Raw genomic sequence first — 23,798 nt, forward strand, 5'->3', positions numbered from 1 at the left:
AATTTTTATTCCATTGCCTTTCTAACACAAGCTTCAATATCCAAAGTAAGTTTCCTTGATTTATCGTAATCATCAGTATGTGAATATATATAAACCTTTATCTTTGGTTCTGTACCAGAAGGTCTTATACAAAGCTTTGCATCTTCTAGATGATAAATCAAAGCGTTTGTGCGTAAGTTTTCATCTTCGTGCTTTGAATAGTCAATTGTCTCAATAGAATTTAATCCGTCTATTCCAGCCTGCCTAATATTATCCATAACATTTTTCATTTTTTCATTTGGATCAGGTCCAGAAAATTCTATTGAGAAGTTATTTGATAGATGGTAGCCAGCGAATTTATATAGATATTCCAAAACATCTATGAGAGTTTTATCTTGTTTAATATAATAATCAGCCATATCTGCTATAAAGAGACTTGCACTAATGCCATCCTTATCTCTAACAAGTGTCCCTATTTCATATCCAATAGATTCTTCATAACCCATTATAAACTCTTTGTCATCTCCATCAAGTTCATTGGCAACTCTGGATATATTTTTAAATCCTGTAAGAGTCTCAACAACCTCATAGCCAAATTTTTCAGCAATACTCTTCCCAAAATCATCTGTTACAATTGTTTTTACAACAACACCCTTATCAAGTCCAAGATCTTCCCTTCTCTTTACTATCCAGTATACCAATAGAGCTCCAACCTGGTTGCCATTTAAAAATACATATTCGCCCTTATCCTTAACGCAAATATTCATACGATCTGCATCAGGGTCAGTTGCGATAATTATGTCAGCATTAGTTTTTTTCGCTAATTCTTTAGGAATATCAAAAGTGGATTCAACTTCTGGATTAGGATAAGGTATACTTGTAAAATCAGGGTCTGGATTTTTATGTTCTTCTGGCACATCAAAAGTGTATCCCGCATCATTTAATATACGGCTTACAGGTTTTAAACCCGTACCATTATATGGTGAATAAACAATTTTTACTTTTCTATCTTCATTTTTATATAAGCTCTTATCCAATATGCTTGAATAATAAACTTCAAAAACTGAATCATCTACATACTTAATTTCAGAATCAGAAATATAGTCAAAAATACAATCATAAGAAATATTTTTCGATGTTTCTTCAATAAAATTTGCATCATCATCAAGTATTTGGCTTCCACCTTTTTTGTATACTTTAATTCCATTGTAAGCCTTTGGATTATGAGAAGCCGTTACCATGATGCCAGCATCGGTATTATAATACCTTGTAACAAATGCAAGTTGAGGAGTTGCAATAATATGATCGTAAATATAATATTTAATATTAAAATGCATCATCACTCTTGCGATCATATGGGCAAACTCATAAGACATATGTCTTACATCATATCCAATTGCAATACTTGGATTTTCTTTGTTGTTGTTGAGAACCCATTTGGCAATTGCAATAGCAGATTTTAAAACCGTATACTCATTCATTTTATTGGTTCCAAGTCCTAAAACTCCACGCAAACCTGCGGTGCCAAAAGCTAAATCATATCCAAATGATGCTTTAATCTCCTCTTCTGTCATTGATTTCAGCTTTGCTTTGGTATCATCATCTATTTCTTTCATTTCTAACCAAGTATTATAATCCTTAATCATATTGCCTCCTTAATATAAAATAAAACCACCTTGTACCACTTAATCAGTGATACAAAGTGGCTACACTTTGGCGGGAGTACGTGCGAATCGAACACACCAATGAAGCTCCGAACCCCATTCGCTGGTTTTGAAGACCAGAGGGCCCACCAGGACCCATCTACCCCCATACGAAAATTATTATACAATAACTTAATACATTTTGCAAGTAAATCCCCCTATAATTTAGATAAAGCTCTATAAACTGTTTTAAATAATAATATTTCAACAATTAACATAGAGCTTTATCATCTAATGTATAAATTATTTATTTTTTAAGACTTAATCTATTTAGCGCTCTTCTAAGAGCAGCTTCAGCCCTAAGAGCATCTATTTCATCTGCCGATTGTAATCTTCTTTCAGCTCTTTCTCTTGCATCTTCAGCACGTGAAACATCAATCTCATCTGGCCACTCAGCAGCATTTGCTGCCATGGTTACAACATTATTTCTAACATCGATATAACCATCAGTAACAGCTGCCATTAAAACCTCTGACCCCTGATAAATTTTCATGTGATGAATTTTGGTTCTTGTAACAAAAGGAGTCATGTTTGCAAGTACTGCAAACTCCCCTTCAATTCCCTTTACAATTAATTGGTCAACCTTGCCTTCAAAAAATATCCTATTTGGAGTTACAATTTTTAAATCAAATTGCATCTTACTTACTCCTGTTTGCTTTTTCTACAGCTTCTTCAATGGTTCCAACAAACAAGAAAGCACTTTCGGGTAAATCATCATGTTTACCATCAAGTATTTCTTCAAAGCCCTTTATTGTTTCTGATAGTGGTACATATTTACCTTCAATACCAGTAAAGGCTTCTGCAACAGTAAATGGTTGTGACAAGAATCTTTGAATTCTTCTAGCCCTTGCAACAGTAACTTTATCTTCGTCACTCAATTCATCCATACCTAGAATTGCAATAATATCTTGTAATTCTTTATATCTTTGAAGAATTTCTTGAACGCGTCTTGCAACTTCATAGTGTTTTTCACCAACAATGTTTGGATCCAAAATTCTACTTGATGAATCGAGCGGATCAACTGCTGGATATATACCTAACTCTGAAATTGACCTTGATAAAACTGTTGTCGCATCAAGGTGAGCGAAAGTTGTTGCGGGAGCAGGGTCAGTAAGGTCGTCTGCTGGGACGTAAACAGCTTGTACAGATGTAATACTACCAGTCTTTGTAGATGTAATTCTTTCTTGTAATGCACCCATTTCGGTTGCAAGAGTAGGTTGATAACCTACAGCTGAAGGAATTCTTCCTAGTAGAGCAGATACTTCTGATCCAGCTTGTGTAAATCTATAAATATTATCAATAAATAATAAAACGTCTTGATGCTTTTCGTCCCTGAAATATTCAGCCATTGTAAGACCGGTTAAAGCAACTCTCATACGTGCTCCAGGTGGTTCATTCATTTGACCAAAAACTAGAGCAGTTTTATCAATAACTCCTGACTCTTTCATTTCATAGTAAAGGTCATTACCTTCTCTTGTTCTTTCGCCAACGCCTGCGAAAACTGATAATCCGCCGTGTTCAGTAGCGATGTTATTGATTAACTCTTGAATCAAAACTGTCTTACCTACACCAGCACCACCAAACAAACCAATTTTACCACCCTTTGAATATGGAGCAATAAGGTCAATAACCTTAATTCCTGTTTCAAAAATTTCTGCGGCTGGTTTTTGTTCATCGTATGCTGGAGGTTCTCTGTGTATAGGCAATTTCAAATCAGCTTTAATTTTCTTTTCATTGTCAATAGTATCGCCCAAAACATTAAAGAGTCTTCCTAATGTCTTATCGCCAACTGGAACAGAAATAGGAGCCCCTGTATCTTCAGCTTCCATGCCTCTTACAAGACCATCCGTTGAATCCATAGCGATGGTTCTAACTGTATTGTTTCCGATATGCTGTGCAACTTCAACTATCAAAGTATCTTCTCCGGTTTTTATATTGATAGCGTTTAGGAGATTAGGCATATCGTTTTCGAATTTAATGTCAACAACAGGTCCAATTACCTGTGTAATTCTTCCAATATTTTTACTCATTACTCCCCCTTAATTTAAAGCCTCAGCACCACTAACAATTTCTGTTAACTCTTGTGTGATACTGCCTTGTCTTGCACGATTATAATGCATACCTAATTCTTCTATCATATCATCAGCACTTTCAGATGCATTCTTCATAGCTTGCATTCTGGCTGCTTGCTCACTTGCAGAGCTTTCAATTAGTGCTCCATATACAGCAATTTTAACAAATTCTTCAATAAGATAATCAAGCATGTACTCAGCTGATGGTTCAAAAGTTATTAATTCTGTATCTACTTCCTTATGAGATTCAATCTTATCAGCAGGAAGTAATACAAGCGACATTGGCTTTTGAACTAAAGCAGATTGAAAGTGGGTGTAGAAAATTTTAACTGAATCCACCTCTCCGTCTTTAAAAGCATCAATCGCCATTTCAGAGATAAATTTTGCATCTCCAAATTCAATGTCTTCCATCATATTGCATCTCTTGTAAATCTTATAGCCTTTTTTATAAAAAAAGTCATAAGCCTTGCCACCAATAGTGATTAATAGGTCATTTTCTTTATCAATATTTTCTATTGCATATCTTGCAATATTGCCACTATAACCACCAGCAAGTCCACGATCTGATGACACAATTATATGCATAGTGCTTTTTATTTCCCTTGTTTTTGTAAGAGGTGTTTTAACATCCTTTACAACTGATACAAGTTCAGAAATGTTATCTGTGACTGTATTATAATACGGTCTGGTTTTCTCAAGTTTAATCCTTGTTCTTCTCATCTTAGAAGTGCTAACTAATTCCATGGCTTTGGTAATTTGTCTGATACTGGATACCGAATTTATTCTTCTTTTAATATCCTTCATTTTTGCTGCCATAATTCACCTCTAAAACTTATAAACAGATTTAAACTCATTAATTGCATCTATAATCTTGCTTTCTATTTCAGGAGTAATATCCTTAACCTCATCAAGTTTATTGACAAGATCAAGATGAGTATCATTAATATAGCTTAAGAATTGAGATTCAAATTCTTTGACCTTTTCCACAGGAACATCTTTCAAAAAGCCCTTTGTAAGCGCAAATAAAATTAAAATTTGATTTGTTACAGGCATAGGAGAATACTGTGGTTGTTTTAGGATTTCAAGAATTTTCATACCATTGTTAAGTCTATCTTGTGTATCTTGATCAAGTTCACTTCCAAATTGTGCGAAGGCACTTAATTCTCTATATTGGGCAAGTTCAAGCTTAATACCACCTGAAACTTTTTTCATAGCCTTGTTTTGAGCGTTACCACCTACACGAGAAACTGAAAGTCCAGCATTAACTGCAGGCCTTTGCCCTGAGAAGAACAGCTCAGTTTCAAGGAATATTTGTCCATCAGTAATTGAAATAACATTTGTAGGTATATATTGAGAAATATCGCCAGCTTGGGTTTCGATAATTGGTAGGGCAGTAATACTTCCTCCGCCATATTTATCGTCCATTCTAGCAGCTCTTTCTAGCAATCTTGAGTGAATATAGAAAACATCACCAGGGTAAGCTTCACGTCCAGGTGGACGTCTCAATAATAGTGACATTGAACGATAAGCAACAGCATGCTTACTCAAGTCATCATAAATAATTAAAACATCCTTGCCTTGGCTCATAAATTCTTCAGCCATTGCAACACCAGCATATGGAGCGATATATTGAATAGGAGCAAGTTCACTTGCGCTTGCACTAACAACAATTGTATAGTCCATGGCCCCATGTTTTTCAAGTGTTTCTACAATACCAGCAACCGTCGACATCTTTTGTCCAATTGCTACATAGATGCAGATTACATTTTCTTTCTTTTGGTTGATAATTGTATCTACAGCAATAGCGGTCTTACCTGTTTGTCTATCACCAATAATAAGTTCACGTTGTCCTCTTCCGATTGGAATAATTGAGTCGATGGTTTTAATACCAGTTTGTAAAGGAACAGAAACTGATTTTCTTTCAATAACGCCTGGTGCTTTTGACTCTATTGGTCTAAATTTTTTTGCTTCAATAGTTCCCTTGCCATCTATTGGTTGACCTAGAGGATTAACAACCCTTCCAATAAGATTATCGCCAACAGGAACTTCAACAATACGACCAGTTCTCTTAGCCTTCATACCTTCTTTGAGGGCGGATTCGCTACCTAATAACACGACACCAACATTGTCTTCTTCAAGGTTTTGAGCCATACCATAGATTCCGTTTTCAAATTCTAAGAGCTCACCTGCCATACAATTGTCAAGGCCATACAAACGAGCAATACCATCCCCAACTTCAATTATGGTTCCAACTTCCGAAGTAGATATATCATCATCATACCTTTCAATCATCGATTTGATGATCGAGGTAATCTCTTCAGGTTTCATCATAATTTCACCTCTATCTTCTTTAATTTCTTTCTTAGTCTTTCAAAAGTTGCATCAAGCGATAAATCTAACAGCTCGCCATCGACAAGCACATCAAAGCCCATCAAAAGATTTGGGTCTATAGTTTCTTTAACGACAACTTTTTTACCCATGCTTTTTTCAATGCCGCCAACTATTAGATTGATTTGTTCGTCGCTTAATTTTTTTGCAGCTTTTATTTCCACTGTGACTTCATTTTTTTCTTGAGAAACAATATTGGAAAATTCTGTATAGCATTCTTCAATATAATTTTCACGGCCTTTCCTAACCAAAACTTTTAGAAAGTTTTTGAAAATTCTCTCCTGGCTTTCACAAATCTTGTCTATAAGCTCAATCTTATCCTTATCATCGATGATAGGATTTGAGAAAATATTCTTTAAATTTTCGGCCCTGTAAATCTCAATAAAGTCATCATATGCTTGTTTACAAACATCAATCTTATCTTGTTCTTTGGCAAGTTCAAATAAGCTATTTGCATAAACATTAGCTATCTTTGCCATTTTACTTCTCCTAGATCCTTAATTCTCTTATCAGTGAATTTTCTAGCGGTTTCAGGATTATGTTCAACATCAGATAAGTCTTTTGCTGTAAGAATTGCAAGATCAACAATCTCATCTTTAAGATTTGAAAATGCCTTTTGCTTCATTTCTTCAGCTTCTCTATTAGCACTTGCTATAATTCTGACCTTTTCTGATTCAGCCTCACTCTTTGCACTGGAAATGATTTTATCTGAATTATTTCTGGCATTTGCAAGAATATCTCTAGCTTCATTATTTGCTTCTTCAATTCTTGATGCGTAATCATTTCTCAATTCTTCAGCTTCTAATTTTAAATTTTCAGCTGATTTGATATTTTCTTCAATATGGGCCTTTCTCTTATTTAAAAATTCAGTAACAGGTTTAAACAAGAGATGTCTTAATCCTAAATACAGAACTAATGTTGTAATTAAAGTAACAGAAAAATTAAGAAGATCGGGAAATACATTAATAGTAATATCCATATCTATCTTATGTTCCTAAATTTATAGTCCAGCTAGTAATGGTCTTACGAACATTAAAATTAGAGCAACAACAAGTGAATAAATACCAGTTGTTTCAGAAACTGCTTGACCTAAAAGCATTGTTTGCATGATATCACTCTTTGCTTCTGGTTGTCTGCCAACAGCTTCAGCACCTTTACCTGCTGCAAAACCTTGACCAATACCAGGTCCTAAACCTGCGATCATTGCTAAGCCAATACCGATAGCTGAGCAACCTAGTACAAATGCTTCGTTTGAAATTCCGTTCATAATAATTCTCCTCTCAAAATTAATTCTCTTCTGGAAAAACATTTCCAATATAAACCATGGTTAACATGGTAAAAATAAATGCTTGTAATAATCCAGAAAACACGTCAAAGTATGCGTGTAAAACTGCACTTAGCGGTACAAGCGCAAGACTTATCTTGCTGAGTGCTGAGTGCACCAATTCCATAATAATCATACCACTTAAAATGTTACCAAAAAGACGGAAACTTAAGCTGATTGGGGTTGCAATTTCACCCATTAGATTAATCGGAAATAAAACTGGCATTGGTTCAAAATACCCTTTAAGGTAATTTCCAAAGCCATTTGACTTTATACTGAAAAAATGAATCTGTACAAAAGTCATTAAAGCGAGTGTGCAAGTAACATTATAATCACTTGTTGGCGGTGTAAGCCCTAATAGGCCCAAAAGGTTTGCAAAAATTAAGAACAATAATATTGTTCCCATATAAGGCACAAATCCACGCCTAGCTACACCCATTGTTTGATCAACAAGACTTGTTACAGCCTCTACAAATATTTCCATTAAATGCAAAAGTCCACTTGGCTTTTTTGTAGGGTCAGCTTTTTCAGCTGCCCTTTTTACAAAAAATCCAAAAATTAAAAGTGCTATAGTGACTAATACGGCATTAAATACAGAGTCGTGTAAGTGGTATTGGCTACCGCCAATATTGAAATATATTCCTTTTTCCACTAAATCCTCCTCTCAATGCTTATTTATTTTAAAGTAGCGTAAATAACTGCTTTAATTGTATGCATTCTGTTTTCTGCTTCATCAAAAACTTTACTTCTTGATGATTCAAAAACTTCGTTTGTTACTTCCATTTCCTTTAAACCAAATTTTTCGTGAATATCTTGGCCAATGGTTGTCTTTAAGTCGTGGAAACTTGGTAAGCAGTGCATAAAGATTGCATCTTCAGCTGCATTTTCCATAGCTTCTTTGTTTACTTGATATGGTTTTAAAAGTTTAATTCTTTCTTCCCATACTTCATCAGGTTCACCCATGGATACCCAAATATCTGTATATAATACATGAGCTCCCTTTGTTCCTTCTTTAACATCTTCTGTCAAAGTTATTGTAGAACCTGTTTCCTTAGCAATTTTCTTTGCTTCTTCAACAAGCCATTCTTCTGGGAATAAATGTGATGGTGCACATGCTGTAAAATTGACTCCCATTTTTGCACAAGCGATCATAAGTGAGTTAGCTACATTGTTTCTAGCATCTCCCATGTAAGTAAAGTTAATTCCTTTTAACCTTCCAAAATTTTCTTCGATTGTGAGTAAGTCAGCAATCATTTGAGTTGGATGGAATAAATCTGTAAGTCCATTGTATACAGGAACTCCAGCGTAATCACTTAGTGTTTGTACTAAATCTTGTGAGAAACCGCGGTATTCGATGCAGTCATATAATCTGCCAAGTACTCTTGCGGTATCCTCGATAGATTCTTTTTTGCCCATTTGTGAGCTACCTGGATCAAGATAGGTAACTCCCATTCCCAAATCGTAGCCAGCTACTTCAAATGAACAACGTGTTCTTGTTGATGTCTTTTCAAATAACAAGACCATGTTTTTGCCTTGCAGATATTTGTGGTCGACACCATTCATCTTCATGTTTTTAAAGTTCTTACTCAAATCGAGCAAGTATCTGATTTCTTGACTTGAAAAATCAAGTAGTTTTAGGAAACTTCTTCCTCTTAAATTTACTCCCATAATTCACTCCTTATTTTATTTAATGGTTTTAATCCATCTTCTAATATGATATAATATAAATGTTAAAAATGCAAGTAGAAAGGGGCAAAAATGAAACACTTAAAATACTTAACTTTTATCACTCAGCTAGGATTAAATTTAGTAACCACTATTCTCTTAGGATGCTTAGTTGGCTACCTTTTAGATAAGCTTTTTAAATTAAATAATATATTTTTTATAATCTTTATGATTTTTGGAATTTTTTCGGGATTAGCAAGCGCCTATTTAAACATAAAAAAAATAATCGATAAGGACAATAAAAAAACAGGTAAAGATGATGAATGATTTTTTATATAGATATATTAAAACATCTTTTATAATATCCGCTGTCATCTCTCCTGTTTATTTATTTTTTGATAATCCCCTTCCGCTAATCATCGGCACATTTTTTGGCACGGCAATTAGGTGTTTGCTTTTTAAACTTTCGGCAATAGACTTGGATAAGACTTTAAATAAAGATCCTCAAAAAGCTAAGTCTTCTGCAAAGTTCAATTACGTTAAAAGATTTATTTTTTATGGCCTAGCTTTAACAGTAGCCCACTTTTCCCCTTATTTAAATATATATACATGTGCCATAGGACTTTTAACTTTATCTTGGGCTATTTATATTTTAAACTTCATAGATATTTATAAATCTAAAAAATCCAATTAAAAGTGATTCCAATAGAATTCTGGGGTCATTTTTTTTGCTTTTAATTATTAGGTCAGCTTGCTTTGCCAAATTTAAACCAAGTTTTAATTCATCTGCATTATACTTATTTATACTTGCCCTGATTTTTTTATATTCAAATGGTGAAATGCCAATTCTTTTAGTAGCTTCATACTGACTTGATCCAAGTTCTTTGTAAACCTTGTTCAAATTTATAATCTGCCTGGTAATCATATATAAAATTCTTACAGGTTCTTCATTGGTTTTAAATAAATTATCAATCTGCCTAAGGGCTTCTTTTTCATTTCTTTCATTAATCGCATCCGTGAGTTTAAATATATTTGAGCTAGGGCTCTTGCTAGTTAACTCTTCTATATCAGTAATAGATATCTTTTGTTTTTGTGTAGAGAAGAGCTTATTTAATTCACTATCAACAAAATACAAGGAGTTATTTTGGTTTTCCTTAGTGTAGTTGATGTGCATCATAAATAACGATAGAGCATCATCATCAATCTCAACATTATTATGCTCAATCTTTCGTCTCACCCAGTTATTTAATTGGCTTTCGCTTACGGTATTAAACTCTACAATGGAATCAGCTTTTGATAAAAACTTATAAAAATTAGTAGTCTTTTTAATATTATTTGGTGTAAACATAAAAATTACAATTGAGCTTGATCCAAGGTCAATTAAATCTTCTATTTTACCAGCCAATTCTTTTGTCTGAGCATCAGAAATATCCTTGACAACAGTGAGTCTCTTTTCTGCCATTAGTGGAAGTTGATAGGCGGACTCTAAGATATCATTTACACTTTGCTTGCTAGCATCAATTAATAAGTAGTTCATAGATTCCAAAGATGGATCTACATAAGCCTCTTTTACGAGTTCCAATGTATTGTCAGCTAGAAAAGTTTCCTCACCAACAAAAGCATATGGACCCCCTATCATATTTTTCTTAATCCTATTTATAAATATTGAATAATCCATCTTTCCTCCCTATATAAAACCAAAATCATGGAGACCAATACCTGCAAATAAATTAGTATGATAGTCATTACACTATTCTTGTCATTGTAGGTATAAATTTTATAATTATTAAGATCAAAAGTAATGAGCCCGTCTAAATCCGTCCTATAAATATTAATTCCCCTTTTCTTGTACCTGTCTATGACTTCCTTGTGGGGGTGACCAAACGGATTTTTCCTGCCAAGGCTAATAATAACATTTTTAGGGCCAACAGCATTTAAAAGTTCATCGCTAGAAGAAGTTTTAGATCCGTGATGAGGCACTTTTAAAATATAAGTTTTTGGAAGACTAAATGAAATTTTTTTCTCAGCTTCTTCCTCTATATCACCAGGAAATAAAACTAAATTTTTGTTTTTCTTTCTTAGTACTGCTACAATTGACTTATCGTTTTCATGCATAAGGTTATGATTTCCTCCTATAAAATTTATAGAATAACCCTTGCCCAGTTTAAATATTGAATCTCCTTTTACTTCTCTTGGATTTATTTTTTCAAGCTTGCTTTTAAAGTTGCTTGAGTCATCCTCAGCCTCATATTTATGGTTAACAATTACGTGTTTTATTTTTATATCGTCGCTCAGTTCAATAAAGCCGCCAGCATGATCATAGTCATAGTGACTTATAAAAGCATAATCTATTTTTCTTCTGCCAGTTTTTATCAAATATGGTTCTATAATATTTTTACCAACAGCCCCATGATTTCTGGGATTACCTCCCGAATCAATCATAATATTCTTTTTTCCAATGCTTATAAGTGCTGCATCACCTTGTCCAACATCTAAAAATTCAATCCTATCTTGATTTTTAAAGTTCATCGGATTTGGTATCGAAAGAATTAAAACCATAATAAAAAGCATTTTATAATCAAGTTTTACCAATCTAAGTTTATCATAAAAGATAATCCCAAGTAAAATCAAATAATAAATTACTATAATGATTTTAGCTGGCGACTCAAAAATAACCATCAAATAGCTCTTATTAAAAAATGCCGTAATAATATCTAGTAATTTGCTCAGATTATTTATTACAAAAGCCAGACCATATGCCAAAAAATTTATCTTGGATAATAATAGCAAGCAAACAGATAAAATTAAATACAAGCTGAAGATTGGAACCAATAATATATTTATAAATACAGTTAATATATTTACCTTGTTAAAATAATAAATTACTATTGGCAAGGTTGCAATTTGTATTGAAATATTTACAAGCAAAGCCGTTTTAAAATAATAGGCCAAAGTTTTTTCATAATTGACATTTCTAGCAAATCTGCTATAGATAAAAACAATTCCAAACATACAAGCGTATGAAAGCAAAAATCCAATTGAATAAATGTAATATGGATTTATAAACAAGCTAACAAAAGCTGCAATTATTAATGCGTCTTTAGTTTCTAAACTTGGTCTATAAAGCCTCTTGTACATTAATACATATATCATTATAATTGCCCGTATTAACGATGGAGTAAAGCCCACAACTAAGCAATATAAAAATATTACAATAGCTGAAAGATAGCTTCTGGCTTTTATTTTCATGCCTGTTAAAGAGAATATAAAAAATATAAATGAAAATATAAGTCCTAAATGCAAACCTGAAACAGATAATATATGACTTAGGCCTATTGCCATTATATTTTCTAAAATTGGAGTATCCTCTCTATATCTTAAAGTTAGTCCCTTTGAAATCGTACTAGCATTTTCATATAAGTATCTATCATAAACGCCTGCCGCCCAGACTCTAATATTTTCAAACTTACTAAGCCAAGACTGACCATTATAAGAAAGATCTGCATCCGAAAGTTTATAAGAAATACCATTTGAATAATAATAGTTTCTGGCGTCAAAAAGAAAAGGCATGGTTCTTCTATTATGCATCTCAAGTTTTCCCTGATATTTTACTTTGTCCCCTCTTTTTAATTCCTTACTTGTATCATAAGTATAGACTTTGGAGAGACCAGAGCGTAAAGTTATTCTATTGTAGTCATCAAAGGTTCTTACATCTGTTACAATGCCCTTTGACTCCACAGTTTTATTTTTATTAAATGAGTTAAACCTTAAGAGGCTGTTGGTAAAAGACAATACCATTACAATAATCAAAATTAAAGCTCTCTTTTTAGATGACCTGTTCTTCTTAAAGTATATATATGTAAATAAAATAAATATAGGAATAGTGAAATAAAATTCTCTTGCAAATATTCCCATTAATAAAAATAAAAGTAAGTCTGCCATTTCTCCCCCAAATTAATTATACAATATAAATAAAACTTTCTCCAGACTTTCTTATATTCAAATATTTTGAAATTTAAATCTATTGACTCATTTTTTAAATAAGTTATAATATAAGCGGAGGTTAATTATGGATTCAAAAGACACTAAAATATATAAAATGGCTTTATATGCAGCAGAGTCCATGATAAGAAGTGGATCTGAGACATACAGAGCTGAAGATACAATTAAAAGAATGCTCGCCAGTCGAGATATTCATAATATATCCACCTTTGTATCGCCAACTGTAATTATAATTGGCGATAATACTAAAGATGGGATGTGCTTTATTCAAAACATAGATAAAAGATCGTCAAACTTGTCACGAATAGAACTTATCAATAATCTAAGTCGGTCATATGTAAATCATGAAATCGATACAGACGAAGCTTTTGAAAAGCTTAAAGAAATTAATACACAAAGTCCATATCCTTACTGGCTAATTATTTTTGGAGGTGCCCTCGGCTGTGCTATTTTCTCAATACTTATTGGTGGAAATATCAGTGATTTTATTGCAACATTAATCGCAAGTTCAATCTCTTTCCATAGCTGTGAAAAAATTATTGAACATACTAATGCACAGTTTTTAGGTTTCTTTGTTTCATCACTAATGGTAACACTAATAGCAATTGGTCTAAACAAGATTGGTCTAGGACAAAACCTTGATTCTACAATAGTTGGATCAGTCCTTCCACTCGTACCTGGAGTAGCGCTTACAGCAGGTGTTCGCGATTTTATGAGTGGAGACCTGTTAAGTGGTATGGCCAGAGTTATGGAGGCTGTTACAATAGCAATTGCAATTGCTTTTGGAGTTGGTTTTACAATTACATTTTTCACATTCTTTGGAGGTGTATTATGAGTTGGTTAAAAATATTTGCCCTTAGTACAATTGCCGGCTTAAGTTTTTGTCTTATCTTTTCAGTTAGACCAAGAAATATGATTGTTTGTGCTTTATTTTCTGGCATGACATGGACCAGCTTGCAATATCTCCAATCCTTGGGAGTTAATTCTGTATTTGCAACTCTGATTTCTGGATTCTTATTAGGCATAGGGACAGAAATCGCCGCTGTAAAATTAAAATCACCAGCTATTAATTTTATTATAATTGGTTTTATTCCACTTGTTCCTGGGCTTAAAACATATCAAGGTATCTTAAACTTAATAGAAGGCAATCAAAACGCTGGAGTAGCTTTGCTATTTGAAGCCTCGTTTATAGCAGTCGCAATTGCCGTGTCAATTATGGTTAGCTCATCAATAGCTAGGGCATTTAGATTAAAAGTCAAAAAAAAATAGCCCTTTAAGGCTATTTTACAAAATTAAATATTCTAATTATCATTACAATAGACTCTTCACAGGTAACGTTCCTCATAGGGTCTATTTTTTTCATACTGTCCCCTTTTATAATTCCAGTATTTAATAGGGTCTGTACAGATTTTTTTGCCCAGCTAGAAACTTTATCCATATCCACTACATCAACTTGCTTTTGCTGATCAACATTTACATTTAATAAATTTAAGAACCTATCGAGTATGGTTGCCATTTCTTGCTTGGTTAAATTTAAGTCGCCAGCAAAACGATTGCCTTCCAGGCCTCCAACCCCATTAACCAGACCTAAACTATGAGCTAAATTTATATCCTTGTCCGTGACATCATCAAAAGTTAAGTTTACATCTGCTTTTTTCTTGCCTATATAAGAATTTAGCTTCATTAAAACTTTAGTAAATTCATATCTAGTTATTGGGCGGCTAACATCATCCTTAAAACTGGAAAGAATCAAACCCATTTTGATAGCTGTATCCATTTCGTTCTTGCTCCAGTAAGAAGACTTTTTAACATAAGAATCGTGTCCCAAGACAATAGGATCTATAAATTCTGTTTTTATATTTTCTCCATCTTTATCGTATGAATATCTTAATCTTATTGAAACAAGTGTATTATTCGCGTTCATCTCAGCCCTGTCTTCAAAAGGTGAAAATCTAAATTCATTTGCGCTTGCCTCCACAGTGTGCAAGGATTTTTCTCTTTCACTTAAGTACTTATTTTGATCTAGTTTAACATCCATCTCAACTAAAACATTACTTATTTCACCACTGGCAATTGCCTCTTTCATATCACTATTAATATTCCAAGAAATTTTTACATATTTATCATCTTGAGCATCTATCTCACCAACTAAATTATCAAAAGTATAAATTTCATTTGCGAGACACTGAGATGAAATAAGTACTATAAGCAATAATAAAATTGCTATTTTCTTCATAATTCCTCCTTAATTCTATGACGATAATAACTTATATCGCCATATTCAGTTGTTATTACAACTCTATTTTCTTCTAAAAATTCTCTGTATTTTTTGAGTTCAGAGTTTAGAGTAAAAAACGCAAAGGAAAATACTAGAGCTGATCTAAAGAAAGTTTTTTCACCAATATATTTTTTCATAACAGATGACGGCAATATAAAATACAAAATCGAAAAGCACCCAATAGGAATAACTTTTTTATCCATATCTTCATATGAACCATTAAAATAATCCGTAAGCATCCACAATAGATCATCTAGAGATTTCGTGGTGCTTATTATAATTTGATTATCATTAATAAAAGCCTTTAAACTGTTTAGAAATTTTTCAAACTGGTCTTTTGATAAAATATTTTCAAAATCAAGTTTATTCATAAAATCATAATTGTACTCCATATTTTCCTCCGATAACTTATTATACAATATTACGCCATTAATTGCAATAAAAAAGGGCCTTAAGCCCTCTTTACTAGAATTCCCATGTAAGTTTCCTACCGCCAATTAAATGAAAGTGAAGGTGTCTAACTGACTGGCCACCATCTTCCCCAACATTGGAGACTACCCTGTAGCCATCATCCAAACCAAGTTTCTTTGCCACTTCTTCAATCTTTAAAAATATATGGCCTACATCTTTTGCATCTTCTTCGGTTAATTTATCCACTCCATCAATATGTCTTTTAGGAATAAAAAGCACATGCACTGGCGCTACTGGATTAATATCCTCAAATGCATAACATACGTCATCTTCATAAACAAGCTTTGAAGGAATATCACCTTTAATTATTTTGCAGAACAAACAATCCATTTTAAATTACCTCCTTGATTTTTTAATTCTACATCCACAACTTGATTTATCTTCAAATTTGGATTTTCATTTGCATCTATTTCAGCTCTAATATAATTTGAAGTATAACCTATAAACCTTCCTTTTGACCTCTCCTCTATCAAAACTCTTTCCCTCTTATCCACCATACTTCTAAAAAATTCATCTTCTAATTCTTCTGAAACATCTCGTAGCAAGTGAGCTCTCTTGTTTTTTGTTTGAGGATCAACTTGATCCATGAGTGCGGCCTTTGTATTTTTTCTAATCGAGTAAGGGAAAACATGTATCCTAGAAAGTTTTATATCCTTTACATAATCAAGCGTATCTTTAAAGTCATCATCTGTTTCGTTTGGGAAACCAACAATTACATCAGAGGTAATACCAGCATCAGGAAAATATTTTCGAATCATTTTGACCTTTTCTTTAAAAACTTCTCTTGTATACTTCCTGTTCATTAATTTTAAAATTTTATCACAACCTGATTGAAGGGATAAATGGAAATGCCTGCAAAAGTGCTCGATCTTGGAAACCCTCTCTAAAAAGTCTTCTGTTATTACGCTTATCTCCAAACTTGAAAGCCTAATCCTCATATCCTTATCAACTTCAGCTACAGCTTCAATAGCATCTATTAATTTATAACCGTCCAAATCTTTTCCGTAGCTTGCAACTTCAATGCCGGTAATTACAAGTTCTTTAACACCGCTTTCCTTTAGATACTGAGTTTCTTTTTTTATAGTCTCTATATCACGAGAACGCACCCTGCCCCTAGCGTATGGAATAATACAATAAGTGCAAAAATTATCGCAACCATCTTGAATCTTTAAGAACGCCCTGGTCTTTTCACCTGTAGAATGAATTGGCAAATTTTCATAGACCCTGTATTTGGAAATATCACTCACCGCATTAGTTTTTTCTCCAAGTTTTGATGCATGGTCATCAATAATATCTACGACCTTCATCTTATCAATATTTCCATAAACTATATTTACATTTTTATTTTTTAATAATTTATCTTTTGAAACCTGGGAATAACAACCCATAATAATCGATAGGTTGTTAGGATTAATTCTTCTGTTGCGGCCAAGGGCCTGTCTGCTCTTTTTGTCGCTCTCATTGGTTACTGAGCAAGAATTTAATATAAATACATCACAGATATCATCTTCTACAATCTCATAACCTAAAGCCTCAAGGGCTTTAGAAAGAGCCATGCTCTCAACAAAATTTACCTTACATCCCAGTGTCTTAATCTTTACTTTCATATGCCTCCACGCAAGAATTTATAATCGATAATGCAGAAAATCCTGCTAATTCAGATCTTAATATCCTTGAAAATAATCTTACTGGCTCTACGCCATTTTGTATTGCAAAATCAACTTCATCTTTGTGGTAACCACCCTCAGGTCCAACAAAAATTGAAATTGAATCTATATTTATAAAATCTAAATTTCCTATAAAATTTGAATCTTCGAGCTCATATAATATAAGGCTCAGATCATCTTTTTTTGCTTTTAATACTGCCTCTTTAAAATCAACTGTCTTGGAAATTTCAGGTAAAAAGCAGCCCTTCGACTGCTGGGCAGCTTCTTTTAATATCCCATAATTTCTTTCATTTACAAAGTTTTTATCTTTAATTGCATCTGTAAATCTAGTGACAACAGGGACAAACTTTGAAACTCCAAGAGCTGTGCAATATTTAAATACACTTTCCATTTTCTTTTTATCTATAACTGATTGATAGAGAGTTATTTTTGGTCCAAGGTTTTTTATCTCTAATTTTTCTATTGATTGGATCTCAGCCGAGTTCTTACTCACTTCAACTATCTCGCACAGATAAAGCTCTCCATTAATAACCGCTTCAATTCTATCACCGAGACCAAGCCTTCTAGCTTTAATCATGTGCTTGTAATCGCCATCGGTTAATACAAAGTCGTCCAGGAATACTCTATCCACGGTATTCTCCAGTTATTCGCGTCCAATCATTCATTTTTTCCTTGGACAGGATTGCAAATCCTTTTTCAACCATAGCTGCTTCTACAATTTCATCCTTTTTGTCCACAATACCTGATAAAATAATTTTTCCGCCTGCTTTTATTCTCTTAGAAAAACCTTCCATCATATCAACCAAGGTCTCAGCATAAATATTAGATAAAATATAATCGTACTGTTTTATTTCTTCGCCTCTAAAATCTTTTTTAAATAAATTTATTTTATCTTCCACATTATTCAATAATAAATTTTCCTCAGCACTTTTAATTGCTAAATCATCTATTTCATAAGCATCAACCTTGCAAGCAAAATATTTTGCACATGCAATTGCTAAAATTCCACTTCCAGTCCCTACGTCAAGAACATGACCATGCGGCTTAATACTATCTATTTCCTTTAGCATCAAAAATGTAGTTTCATGGCTGCCAGTACCAAAGGCCATGCCAGGATTTATAAGGACAGAATTCTCATGGTGCACGTCCCATTTAGGTTCGACTATTAAAGAATCCGAAACTTTTATAGGCTTAAAATATTTTTTCCAGTCGTTTTCATAGTCGACCTCTTTAATATCCTTCTCAGTGAGTTCGTATTCAAAGTCCGCATGAGATTTAATATAATTCTTCAATTCTGTCGAGTCATCCAAATAACATTTAAAAGAAATATATTCCGATTGTTCCATCACTGATTCATCAATGTAATCCCAGTTCTTTTCTCGTTCACTAAACTCTTTGTATATTTCAGAATCAACAATCTCGTATGAGTCAACTCCGCATATAGACAATAGAATTTCCATTTTATCTTCAATTGCCCTATTTACTTTTATGCTAACTTCTTTCATAACTACCTCAACCAATTTTTAATCTTATTCTTAAACTTTGACAACCAATATTTTATTTTATATCCCCTAGGCCTCACGGGTCGCGGTTCGTCATTGTCATCATCGTAAAACTCTTCTAAAAGTTCTCTTTGTTTATCAGTTAATTTTGTTGGAGTCTTAACCTTTATGACAATATACATATCTCCCCTATAATCACTGTCATATCTATATAAACCCTTACCATTTATTTTTATAACATAATCATTTTGTGTTCCCTCAGGGATTTCTATTGTTTCAATCTCATCGTCAATGTTTTTTATTCTTTTGTTTGCGCCTAAGGCAGCATCCACAAAAGTAGTATCATATTCAGTAATAACATCATAATTATCAATTTCAAAATTCGTATCATTTATAACATGAACAACTAAATATAAATTACCGTCTCTGCCTCCATTAATGCCTTCATCACCAAATGGACCAACATTTATTATATTGCCATCCTGAATTCCTCTTTTAATAGTAACAGTTTTATCTACTTTCTTCTTTAATCTTCCGTTTCCCTTGCATTTTTTGCATGGATTTTTTATAACTTTGCCTTTGCCATGGCATCTTTGACATTCGCCTTCAGTTTGCACCATGCCAAACATAGTTTGCCTTGTAGAAAAGACCCGGCCCCTGCCATTACATTCTGGACATATTTCAACATCTTCTGGGTTTTCTGCCCCACTACCTTCACACTCGTCACAATTTACAATTCTATTATAAGTAAAGGACACTTCATTATCTTGCAAAGTTTCTGATAGTTTCACTGTAAGATCAACTCTGGCGTCATTTCCATCTTGGGCATTTGATCTGGCCCGTCCATAAGAAAATCCACCACCAAAAAAATCGCCAAAATTATTAAATATATCACTAAAAATATCTTCAAAGCCACCGCCTGAGAAGCCACCACTTCCATCTGTTGTTCCGTAGTTGTCATACATTCTTCTTTTGGACTCATCTCCAAGTACTTCATAAGCGGCTGATACTTCTTTAAACTTTTCTTGAGCATCTAAATCTCCGTCATTCAAGTCTGGGTGATATTTTTTAGCTAGCCTTCTATAACTAGTTTTTATTTCTTCTTGACTAGCAGTTCTTTCAACTTCTAAAACCTCATATAAATCTCTCATTAAATCTCCCTCTAATGTGAATAAAATATCTAAACATAATTCATATATATTTTAACACAAAGGCACTTATTTTGCTAATTTTTAAAAATAAGAAAAGCCCAATCTCTAAAAAATTTTAGCTAGTGGGCTTTTTCAAATTATAAATTATCTACTTCAACAGGTAGATTAATTAGTCTTCATCTACAACTTCATAGTCTCCATCAACAACGTCGTCTCCTCCGTTGCCGTTGTCATCTCCTCCAGGGTTTTGGCCTGCAGCAGCTGCAGCTTCATAGGCTTTTTGACTTATTTTGTAGAAAACTTCTGTTAATTCTTCTGTTTTAGATTTAATTTCATCAAAATCATCACCTTCAGCAACTTTCTTTAATGCTTCAAGTTTTTCTTCGACTTCTTTCTTGTCAGCTTCATCAATGTTACCTTCTAAGTCTTTTAAACTCTTTTCTGTTTGATAGATCAATTGATCAGCATTATTTTTGATTTCGATGTTTTCTTTGTTCTTTTTATCTTCTGCTTCAAATTTCTTAGCTTCATCAACTTTTTTCTTGATATCTTCTTCTGATAGATTTGTTGATGATGTGATAGTAATTGATTGTTGCTTACCTGTTGCCATATCTTTAGCGCTAACGTTTACAATACCATTTGCGTCGATGTCAAAGGTTACTTCAATTTGTGGGATTCCTCTTGGAGCTGGTGCAATTCCTGTTAGTTGGAAGCGACCAAGAGTTGTGTTGTCCTTTGCAAATTCTCTTTCACCTTGCAATACGTGAATGTCAACTGATGTTTGCGAGTCAGCAGCGGTTGTAAAGATTTGACTCTTCTTTGTAGGAATTGTTGTATTTCTTTCGATCAATCTTGTTGTAACTCCACCAAGAGTTTCAAGTCCTAATGATAGAGGTGTAACGTCAAGTAAGAGCAAATCTTTAACTTCACCTGTTAAAACACCGCCTTGAATTGCAGCACCAAGTGCAACACATTCGTCTGGGTTAATATCTTTTTGTGGATCTTTGCCTGTTAAAGCTTTTACTTCATCTTGAACTGCAGGAATTCTGGTTGAACCACCAACCAAAAGTACCTTATCCAAATCACTTACATTAATACCAGCATCTTTGATACATTCCTTAACTGGTTCAATTGTCTTTTCAACTAAATCGTGTGTCAATTCATTGAATTTTGCACGAGTGATATCCATATTTAAGTGGATTGGTCCGCTTGCAGTTGCAGTAATAAATGGTAGGTTAATGTTTGTAGTCATTGTTGATGACAATTCTTTTTTAGCTTTTTCTGCAGCTTCTTTTAATCTTTGTAGACTCATCTTGTCAGCTTTAAGATCAACGCCATGTTCTTTCTTAAATTCTTCTGCAATATAATCAATAAGTTTATTATCAAAGTCATCGCCACCAAGTTTATTGTTTCCTCTTGTAGCAAGAACTTCAAAAACTCCATCTCCTAATTCCAGGATTGAAACGTCAAATGTTCCTCCACCTAAGTCGTAAACCATAATCTTGTGTTGGCCATGTTCTTTGTCCATACCATAAGCTAAAGCTGCAGCTGTTGGTTCGTTGATAATTCTCTTTACATCTAAGCCAGCAATACGTCCTGCGTCTTTTGTTGCTTGTCTTTGAGCATCTGTAAAATATGCAGGAACAGTAATAACTGCTTCTTTAACTGGCTCTCCCAAATAGCTTTCTGCATCTGATTTTAATTTTTGTAAAATCATTGCTGAAATTTCTTCTGGTCCGTAATCTTTTCCATCAATATTAATTTTATGATCGCTACCCATTTCTCTCTTTATAGAAGAGATTGTTCTTTCTGGGTTTGTAACAGCCTGTCTCTTTGCTGTTTCACCAACTAGTCTTTCACCATCTTTTGTAAATGCAACTATACTTGGTGTAGTCCTATTTCCTTCAATATTTGTAATAACAGTGGGTTCTCCACCTTCCATAAATGAAACACATGAATTTGTTGTTCCTAAGTCAATACCAATAACTTTACTCATAATAATTTCCTCCTATTTTGATACTTTTACCATTGCTGGTCTTAAAACTTTTTCGTCTTTTATAAATCCTGTTTTTAATGTTTCTATAATCTTACCACTTTCTACGCCTTCTGCTTCTTCCATCATTACTGCATAATGTAAATTTGGATCAAAGTCAGCGTCTTTGGTTTTCATAAGCTCAATGCCCTGAGACTTTAAAGCCTCAATAATCTGATTGTAAATCATTTGGACCCCTTCTTTTGTGCTTGGGTCTTCAATGTGGCTAAGGGCGATTTCAAAATTATCAATAACTGGAAAAAGTGTTTCGGCCATTTTTTCAATACCTATACCGACACTTTCTAATTCAATTTTCTTTGATCTGTTCCTATAATTTGTAAAATCTGCTTGTAGCCTTACCAATTGATTCTTTAATGAATCTATCTCAGCATTAAGTTTTTCTTCATCCTCAGAAGCCTCTTTTTCTAAATCGAGGTCCTCTTCTTTTGTTACTTTTAATTCTTCATCTTTTAATACATCTTGTTTCAAGTCTTTATCCATCATACCTTACCTCTATTTTTATTTATTATTGATTTTAAATCTCTATCCAGTCCTATTATTGTTGCTACAGCCTCAGAATAATTAATTCTGATTGGCGCAATAAGGCCAAAAGATGCTATCCTATCTTCATCAATACTATAATTCGAAGTAATAATAGCTAAACTGGAGAGTGGATCATCTTCATCATCACTTAAGTAAACTTTGATGCCGTCCTTATCCTCGTGAGTAAGAACATCTCTAATCTCAGTATCATCACTCATCAAATTTGCAACTTGACGAACCTTGTCAATGTCATCGAAATCTGGATGATTTAATAGCCTTGATATACCTGATAACTGAAGTTCATCTGATCTTTTCTTTTTAATATCATTAACAATATCATTTAAAACCTTCAAGTCCTTATAAAAAGTAAAATTAAAAAGTGGAAGCAAATTGTCTACCAGATATTTAGTGGACTTATTTTTAAAATTATCTCCTAAAAATCTGTTGAATTCTTCCGTACTTATAAAATCATTTGCCTCTTCAGTTGTAATTAGCTTGGTAAAAATTTCATCATCACTTAGCATTACAGCAAAAATATAAGAATTGCTAGATACTTCTTTTATAAATATATCTTTAACAATTCCATTTTTGTCTTTGCTAATAAAGGTTAGTGAAGCATAATCTGTTATCTCATTTAAAACCGTTCCTATTTTAGATAAGGTGTTTTTTATCTCTCTGTCGCCATCTTCCAAATAATTTCTTACATCTGAATTAGGCAGTCTATTTTCAGAGAGCTCCTTAGCTATTAGATTTGAAACATAAAGCTTGAGCCCCTTTATGGAAGGGATTCTTCCGCTCGATTGGTGGGTTTTAGTTAAGTAACCAAGTTCCTCCAAATCACTCATAACATTTCTAATAGTAGCCGATGATAAATCTAAATCATAACTTTTAACAAGCGTTCTTGACCCAATTGGAGTTCCGCTAAGGATAAAGCTCTCGATGATTCCATGTAAAATTGTGGCTTCTCTTGAACTTAACATAACGCACCTCCCATCTTTTTATTAGCAGTCACTCTTGGTGA

The 23,798-nt window shown here is 33.4% G+C and carries 26 protein-coding genes and 1 tRNA gene; 4 read left to right on the forward strand and 23 right to left on the reverse strand.

Features of this window, described 5'->3' with window-relative positions; translation table 11 throughout:
* Positions 1–5 precede the first annotated feature (5 nt).
* The 11 genes from CUU59_RS04020 to argF form a co-directional block, all read right to left on the reverse strand.
* Positions 6–1,625 (reverse strand): phospho-sugar mutase, encoded by a 1,620-nt coding sequence (locus tag CUU59_RS04020; RefSeq protein WP_099950711.1) that lies wholly within the window; start codon positions 1,623–1,625, stop codon positions 6–8.
* 68 nt (positions 1,626–1,693) lie between these two features.
* A tRNA-Sec gene (locus tag CUU59_RS08160) sits at positions 1,694–1,790 on the reverse strand.
* Between the two features lie 139 nt (positions 1,791–1,929).
* Positions 1,930–2,319 (reverse strand): ATP synthase F1 subunit epsilon, encoded by a 390-nt coding sequence (gene atpC / locus CUU59_RS04025; RefSeq protein ID WP_099950712.1) that lies wholly within the window; start codon positions 2,317–2,319, stop codon positions 1,930–1,932.
* A gap of 1 nt (position 2,320) precedes the next feature.
* On the reverse strand, positions 2,321–3,712 hold the full coding sequence (gene atpD, locus CUU59_RS04030; RefSeq protein WP_099950713.1) for a F0F1 ATP synthase subunit beta: 1,392 nt from the start codon (positions 3,710–3,712) through the stop codon (positions 2,321–2,323).
* A gap of 9 nt (positions 3,713–3,721) precedes the next feature.
* On the reverse strand, positions 3,722–4,570 hold the full coding sequence (gene atpG, locus CUU59_RS04035) for an ATP synthase F1 subunit gamma (RefSeq protein WP_099950714.1): 849 nt from the start codon (positions 4,568–4,570) through the stop codon (positions 3,722–3,724).
* A gap of 9 nt (positions 4,571–4,579) precedes the next feature.
* The gene (gene atpA / locus CUU59_RS04040; protein WP_099950715.1) at positions 4,580–6,088 is read right to left on the reverse strand and encodes a F0F1 ATP synthase subunit alpha; all 1,509 of its coding nucleotides are present in this window, start codon (positions 6,086–6,088) and stop codon (positions 4,580–4,582) included.
* Entirely contained in the window at positions 6,082–6,621 is a 540-nt protein-coding gene (gene atpH, locus CUU59_RS04045) for an ATP synthase F1 subunit delta (protein ID WP_099950716.1), read from the reverse strand. The genes atpA and atpH overlap by 7 nt, the downstream gene beginning before the upstream one ends.
* Positions 6,609–7,121, reverse strand: coding sequence for a F0F1 ATP synthase subunit B (atpF, locus tag CUU59_RS04050; RefSeq protein WP_099950717.1), 513 nt, complete (start codon positions 7,119–7,121; stop codon positions 6,609–6,611). The genes atpH and atpF overlap by 13 nt, the downstream gene beginning before the upstream one ends.
* A gap of 21 nt (positions 7,122–7,142) precedes the next feature.
* Positions 7,143–7,409, reverse strand: coding sequence for an ATP synthase F0 subunit C (atpE, locus tag CUU59_RS04055; RefSeq protein WP_075573566.1), 267 nt, complete (start codon positions 7,407–7,409; stop codon positions 7,143–7,145).
* 19 nt (positions 7,410–7,428) lie between these two features.
* Positions 7,429–8,118: a F0F1 ATP synthase subunit A gene (gene atpB / locus CUU59_RS04060; RefSeq protein ID WP_099950718.1), complete on the reverse strand. Its 690-nt coding sequence runs from the start codon at positions 8,116–8,118 to the stop codon at positions 7,429–7,431.
* Positions 8,119–8,141: 23 nt separating this feature from the next.
* Complete coding sequence (gene argF / locus CUU59_RS04065) at positions 8,142–9,134, reverse strand: ornithine carbamoyltransferase (RefSeq protein ID WP_099950719.1); 993 nt, start codon at positions 9,132–9,134, stop codon at positions 8,142–8,144.
* A 90-nt stretch (positions 9,135–9,224) separates the two neighbouring features.
* On the opposite strand from argF, the gene CUU59_RS04070 reads away from it, so the two are divergent.
* On the forward strand, positions 9,225–9,458 hold the full coding sequence (locus tag CUU59_RS04070) for an AtpZ/AtpI family protein (RefSeq protein WP_099950720.1): 234 nt from the start codon (positions 9,225–9,227) through the stop codon (positions 9,456–9,458).
* Positions 9,451–9,825, forward strand: coding sequence for an ATP synthase subunit I (locus CUU59_RS04075; protein WP_169922852.1), 375 nt, complete (start codon positions 9,451–9,453; stop codon positions 9,823–9,825). Before CUU59_RS04070 ends, CUU59_RS04075 begins: the two co-directional genes overlap by 8 nt.
* Here CUU59_RS04075 and holA read toward each other — a convergent pair.
* Both holA and CUU59_RS04085 read right to left on the reverse strand, forming a co-directional pair.
* The gene (holA, locus tag CUU59_RS04080) at positions 9,784–10,809 is read right to left on the reverse strand and encodes a DNA polymerase III subunit delta (RefSeq protein WP_099950722.1); all 1,026 of its coding nucleotides are present in this window, start codon (positions 10,807–10,809) and stop codon (positions 9,784–9,786) included. The two genes, CUU59_RS04075 and holA, sit on opposite strands and share 42 nt — an antisense overlap.
* Positions 10,788–13,073 (reverse strand): DNA internalization-related competence protein ComEC/Rec2, encoded by a 2,286-nt coding sequence (locus tag CUU59_RS04085; protein ID WP_099950723.1) that lies wholly within the window; start codon positions 13,071–13,073, stop codon positions 10,788–10,790. Before CUU59_RS04085 ends, holA begins: the two co-directional genes overlap by 22 nt.
* A 127-nt stretch (positions 13,074–13,200) precedes the next feature.
* Between CUU59_RS04085 and CUU59_RS04090 the strand changes: the two genes are divergently transcribed.
* Both CUU59_RS04090 and CUU59_RS04095 read left to right on the forward strand, forming a co-directional pair.
* The gene (locus CUU59_RS04090; RefSeq protein ID WP_099950724.1) at positions 13,201–13,968 is read left to right on the forward strand and encodes a threonine/serine exporter family protein; all 768 of its coding nucleotides are present in this window, start codon (positions 13,201–13,203) and stop codon (positions 13,966–13,968) included.
* Positions 13,965–14,402: a threonine/serine exporter family protein gene (locus CUU59_RS04095; RefSeq protein WP_099950725.1), complete on the forward strand. Its 438-nt coding sequence runs from the start codon at positions 13,965–13,967 to the stop codon at positions 14,400–14,402. The genes CUU59_RS04090 and CUU59_RS04095 overlap by 4 nt, the downstream gene beginning before the upstream one ends.
* Positions 14,403–14,412: 10 nt before the next feature.
* Here the strand turns inward: CUU59_RS04095 and CUU59_RS04100 are convergent, their stop codons facing one another.
* The 10 genes from CUU59_RS04100 to hrcA form a co-directional block, all read right to left on the reverse strand.
* Positions 14,413–15,369, reverse strand: coding sequence for an S-layer homology domain-containing protein (locus CUU59_RS04100; RefSeq protein WP_099950726.1), 957 nt, complete (start codon positions 15,367–15,369; stop codon positions 14,413–14,415).
* Entirely contained in the window at positions 15,366–15,803 is a 438-nt protein-coding gene (locus CUU59_RS04105) for a hypothetical protein (protein WP_099950727.1), read from the reverse strand. Before CUU59_RS04105 ends, CUU59_RS04100 begins: the two co-directional genes overlap by 4 nt.
* Positions 15,804–15,876: 73 nt before the next feature.
* Positions 15,877–16,212: a histidine triad nucleotide-binding protein gene (locus CUU59_RS04110; RefSeq protein ID WP_099950728.1), complete on the reverse strand. Its 336-nt coding sequence runs from the start codon at positions 16,210–16,212 to the stop codon at positions 15,877–15,879.
* Positions 16,188–17,489: a tRNA (N(6)-L-threonylcarbamoyladenosine(37)-C(2))-methylthiotransferase MtaB gene (gene mtaB / locus CUU59_RS04115; protein ID WP_099950729.1), complete on the reverse strand. Its 1,302-nt coding sequence runs from the start codon at positions 17,487–17,489 to the stop codon at positions 16,188–16,190. The genes CUU59_RS04110 and mtaB overlap by 25 nt, the downstream gene beginning before the upstream one ends.
* Positions 17,473–18,180, reverse strand: a complete 708-nt coding sequence (locus CUU59_RS04120; RefSeq protein ID WP_099950730.1) for an RsmE family RNA methyltransferase — start codon at positions 18,178–18,180, stop codon at positions 17,473–17,475. Before CUU59_RS04120 ends, mtaB begins: the two co-directional genes overlap by 17 nt.
* Complete coding sequence (locus CUU59_RS04125; RefSeq protein ID WP_099950731.1) at positions 18,173–19,054, reverse strand: 50S ribosomal protein L11 methyltransferase; 882 nt, start codon at positions 19,052–19,054, stop codon at positions 18,173–18,175. Before CUU59_RS04125 ends, CUU59_RS04120 begins: the two co-directional genes overlap by 8 nt.
* Before the next feature lie 2 nt (positions 19,055–19,056).
* Positions 19,057–20,202, reverse strand: coding sequence for a molecular chaperone DnaJ (gene dnaJ, locus CUU59_RS04130; RefSeq protein WP_099950732.1), 1,146 nt, complete (start codon positions 20,200–20,202; stop codon positions 19,057–19,059).
* Between the two features lie 169 nt (positions 20,203–20,371).
* On the reverse strand, positions 20,372–22,198 hold the full coding sequence (gene dnaK / locus CUU59_RS04135) for a molecular chaperone DnaK (protein WP_099950733.1): 1,827 nt from the start codon (positions 22,196–22,198) through the stop codon (positions 20,372–20,374).
* A 12-nt stretch (positions 22,199–22,210) separates the two neighbouring features.
* Positions 22,211–22,738 carry a nucleotide exchange factor GrpE gene (locus CUU59_RS04140; RefSeq protein WP_099950734.1) on the reverse strand — a complete coding sequence of 176 codons (528 nt, stop codon included), beginning with the start codon at positions 22,736–22,738 and terminating at the stop codon, positions 22,211–22,213.
* Positions 22,735–23,757: a heat-inducible transcriptional repressor HrcA gene (hrcA, locus tag CUU59_RS04145; RefSeq protein ID WP_099950735.1), complete on the reverse strand. Its 1,023-nt coding sequence runs from the start codon at positions 23,755–23,757 to the stop codon at positions 22,735–22,737. Before hrcA ends, CUU59_RS04140 begins: the two co-directional genes overlap by 4 nt.
* Positions 23,758–23,798: the final 41 nt, after the last annotated feature.

It is taken from the genome of Ezakiella peruensis, from assembly GCF_900215725.1.
Taxonomy (GTDB): domain Bacteria; phylum Bacillota; class Clostridia; order Tissierellales; family Peptoniphilaceae; genus Ezakiella; species Ezakiella peruensis.

Coding starts and splice junctions, on each gene's coding strand:
- CUU59_RS04125 (WP_099950731.1), bottom strand. CDS start 19,054: ATGAAAGAAGTTAGCATAAAAGTAAATAGGGCAATTGAAGATAAAATG.
- atpD (WP_099950713.1), bottom strand. CDS start 3,712: ATGAGTAAAAATATTGGAAGAATTACACAGGTAATTGGACCTGTTGTT.
- CUU59_RS04140 (WP_099950734.1), bottom strand. CDS start 22,738: ATGATGGATAAAGACTTGAAACAAGATGTATTAAAAGATGAAGAATTA.
- holA (WP_099950722.1), bottom strand. CDS start 10,809: ATGGATTATTCAATATTTATAAATAGGATTAAGAAAAATATGATAGGG.
- CUU59_RS04100 (WP_099950726.1), bottom strand. CDS start 15,369: ATGAAGAAAATAGCAATTTTATTATTGCTTATAGTACTTATTTCATCT.
- mtaB (WP_099950729.1), bottom strand. CDS start 17,489: ATGAAAGTAAAGATTAAGACACTGGGATGTAAGGTAAATTTTGTTGAG.
- dnaK (WP_099950733.1), bottom strand. CDS start 22,198: ATGAGTAAAGTTATTGGTATTGACTTAGGAACAACAAATTCATGTGTT.
- CUU59_RS04020 (WP_099950711.1), bottom strand. CDS start 1,625: ATGATTAAGGATTATAATACTTGGTTAGAAATGAAAGAAATAGATGAT.
- atpE (WP_075573566.1), bottom strand. CDS start 7,409: ATGAACGGAATTTCAAACGAAGCATTTGTACTAGGTTGCTCAGCTATC.
- CUU59_RS04070 (WP_099950720.1), top strand. CDS start 9,225: ATGAAACACTTAAAATACTTAACTTTTATCACTCAGCTAGGATTAAAT.
- atpG (WP_099950714.1), bottom strand. CDS start 4,570: ATGGCAGCAAAAATGAAGGATATTAAAAGAAGAATAAATTCGGTATCC.
- atpC (WP_099950712.1), bottom strand. CDS start 2,319: ATGCAATTTGATTTAAAAATTGTAACTCCAAATAGGATATTTTTTGAA.
- CUU59_RS04095 (WP_099950725.1), top strand. CDS start 13,965: ATGAGTTGGTTAAAAATATTTGCCCTTAGTACAATTGCCGGCTTAAGT.
- argF (WP_099950719.1), bottom strand. CDS start 9,134: ATGGGAGTAAATTTAAGAGGAAGAAGTTTCCTAAAACTACTTGATTTT.
- CUU59_RS04085 (WP_099950723.1), bottom strand. CDS start 13,073: ATGGCAGACTTACTTTTATTTTTATTAATGGGAATATTTGCAAGAGAA.
- CUU59_RS04090 (WP_099950724.1), top strand. CDS start 13,201: ATGGATTCAAAAGACACTAAAATATATAAAATGGCTTTATATGCAGCA.
- atpH (WP_099950716.1), bottom strand. CDS start 6,621: ATGGCAAAGATAGCTAATGTTTATGCAAATAGCTTATTTGAACTTGCC.
- CUU59_RS04110 (WP_099950728.1), bottom strand. CDS start 16,212: ATGGATTGTTTGTTCTGCAAAATAATTAAAGGTGATATTCCTTCAAAG.
- dnaJ (WP_099950732.1), bottom strand. CDS start 20,202: ATGAGAGATTTATATGAGGTTTTAGAAGTTGAAAGAACTGCTAGTCAA.
- CUU59_RS04075 (WP_169922852.1), top strand. CDS start 9,451: ATGAATGATTTTTTATATAGATATATTAAAACATCTTTTATAATATCC.
- CUU59_RS04105 (WP_099950727.1), bottom strand. CDS start 15,803: ATGGAGTACAATTATGATTTTATGAATAAACTTGATTTTGAAAATATT.
- hrcA (WP_099950735.1), bottom strand. CDS start 23,757: ATGTTAAGTTCAAGAGAAGCCACAATTTTACATGGAATCATCGAGAGC.
- atpF (WP_099950717.1), bottom strand. CDS start 7,121: ATGGATATTACTATTAATGTATTTCCCGATCTTCTTAATTTTTCTGTT.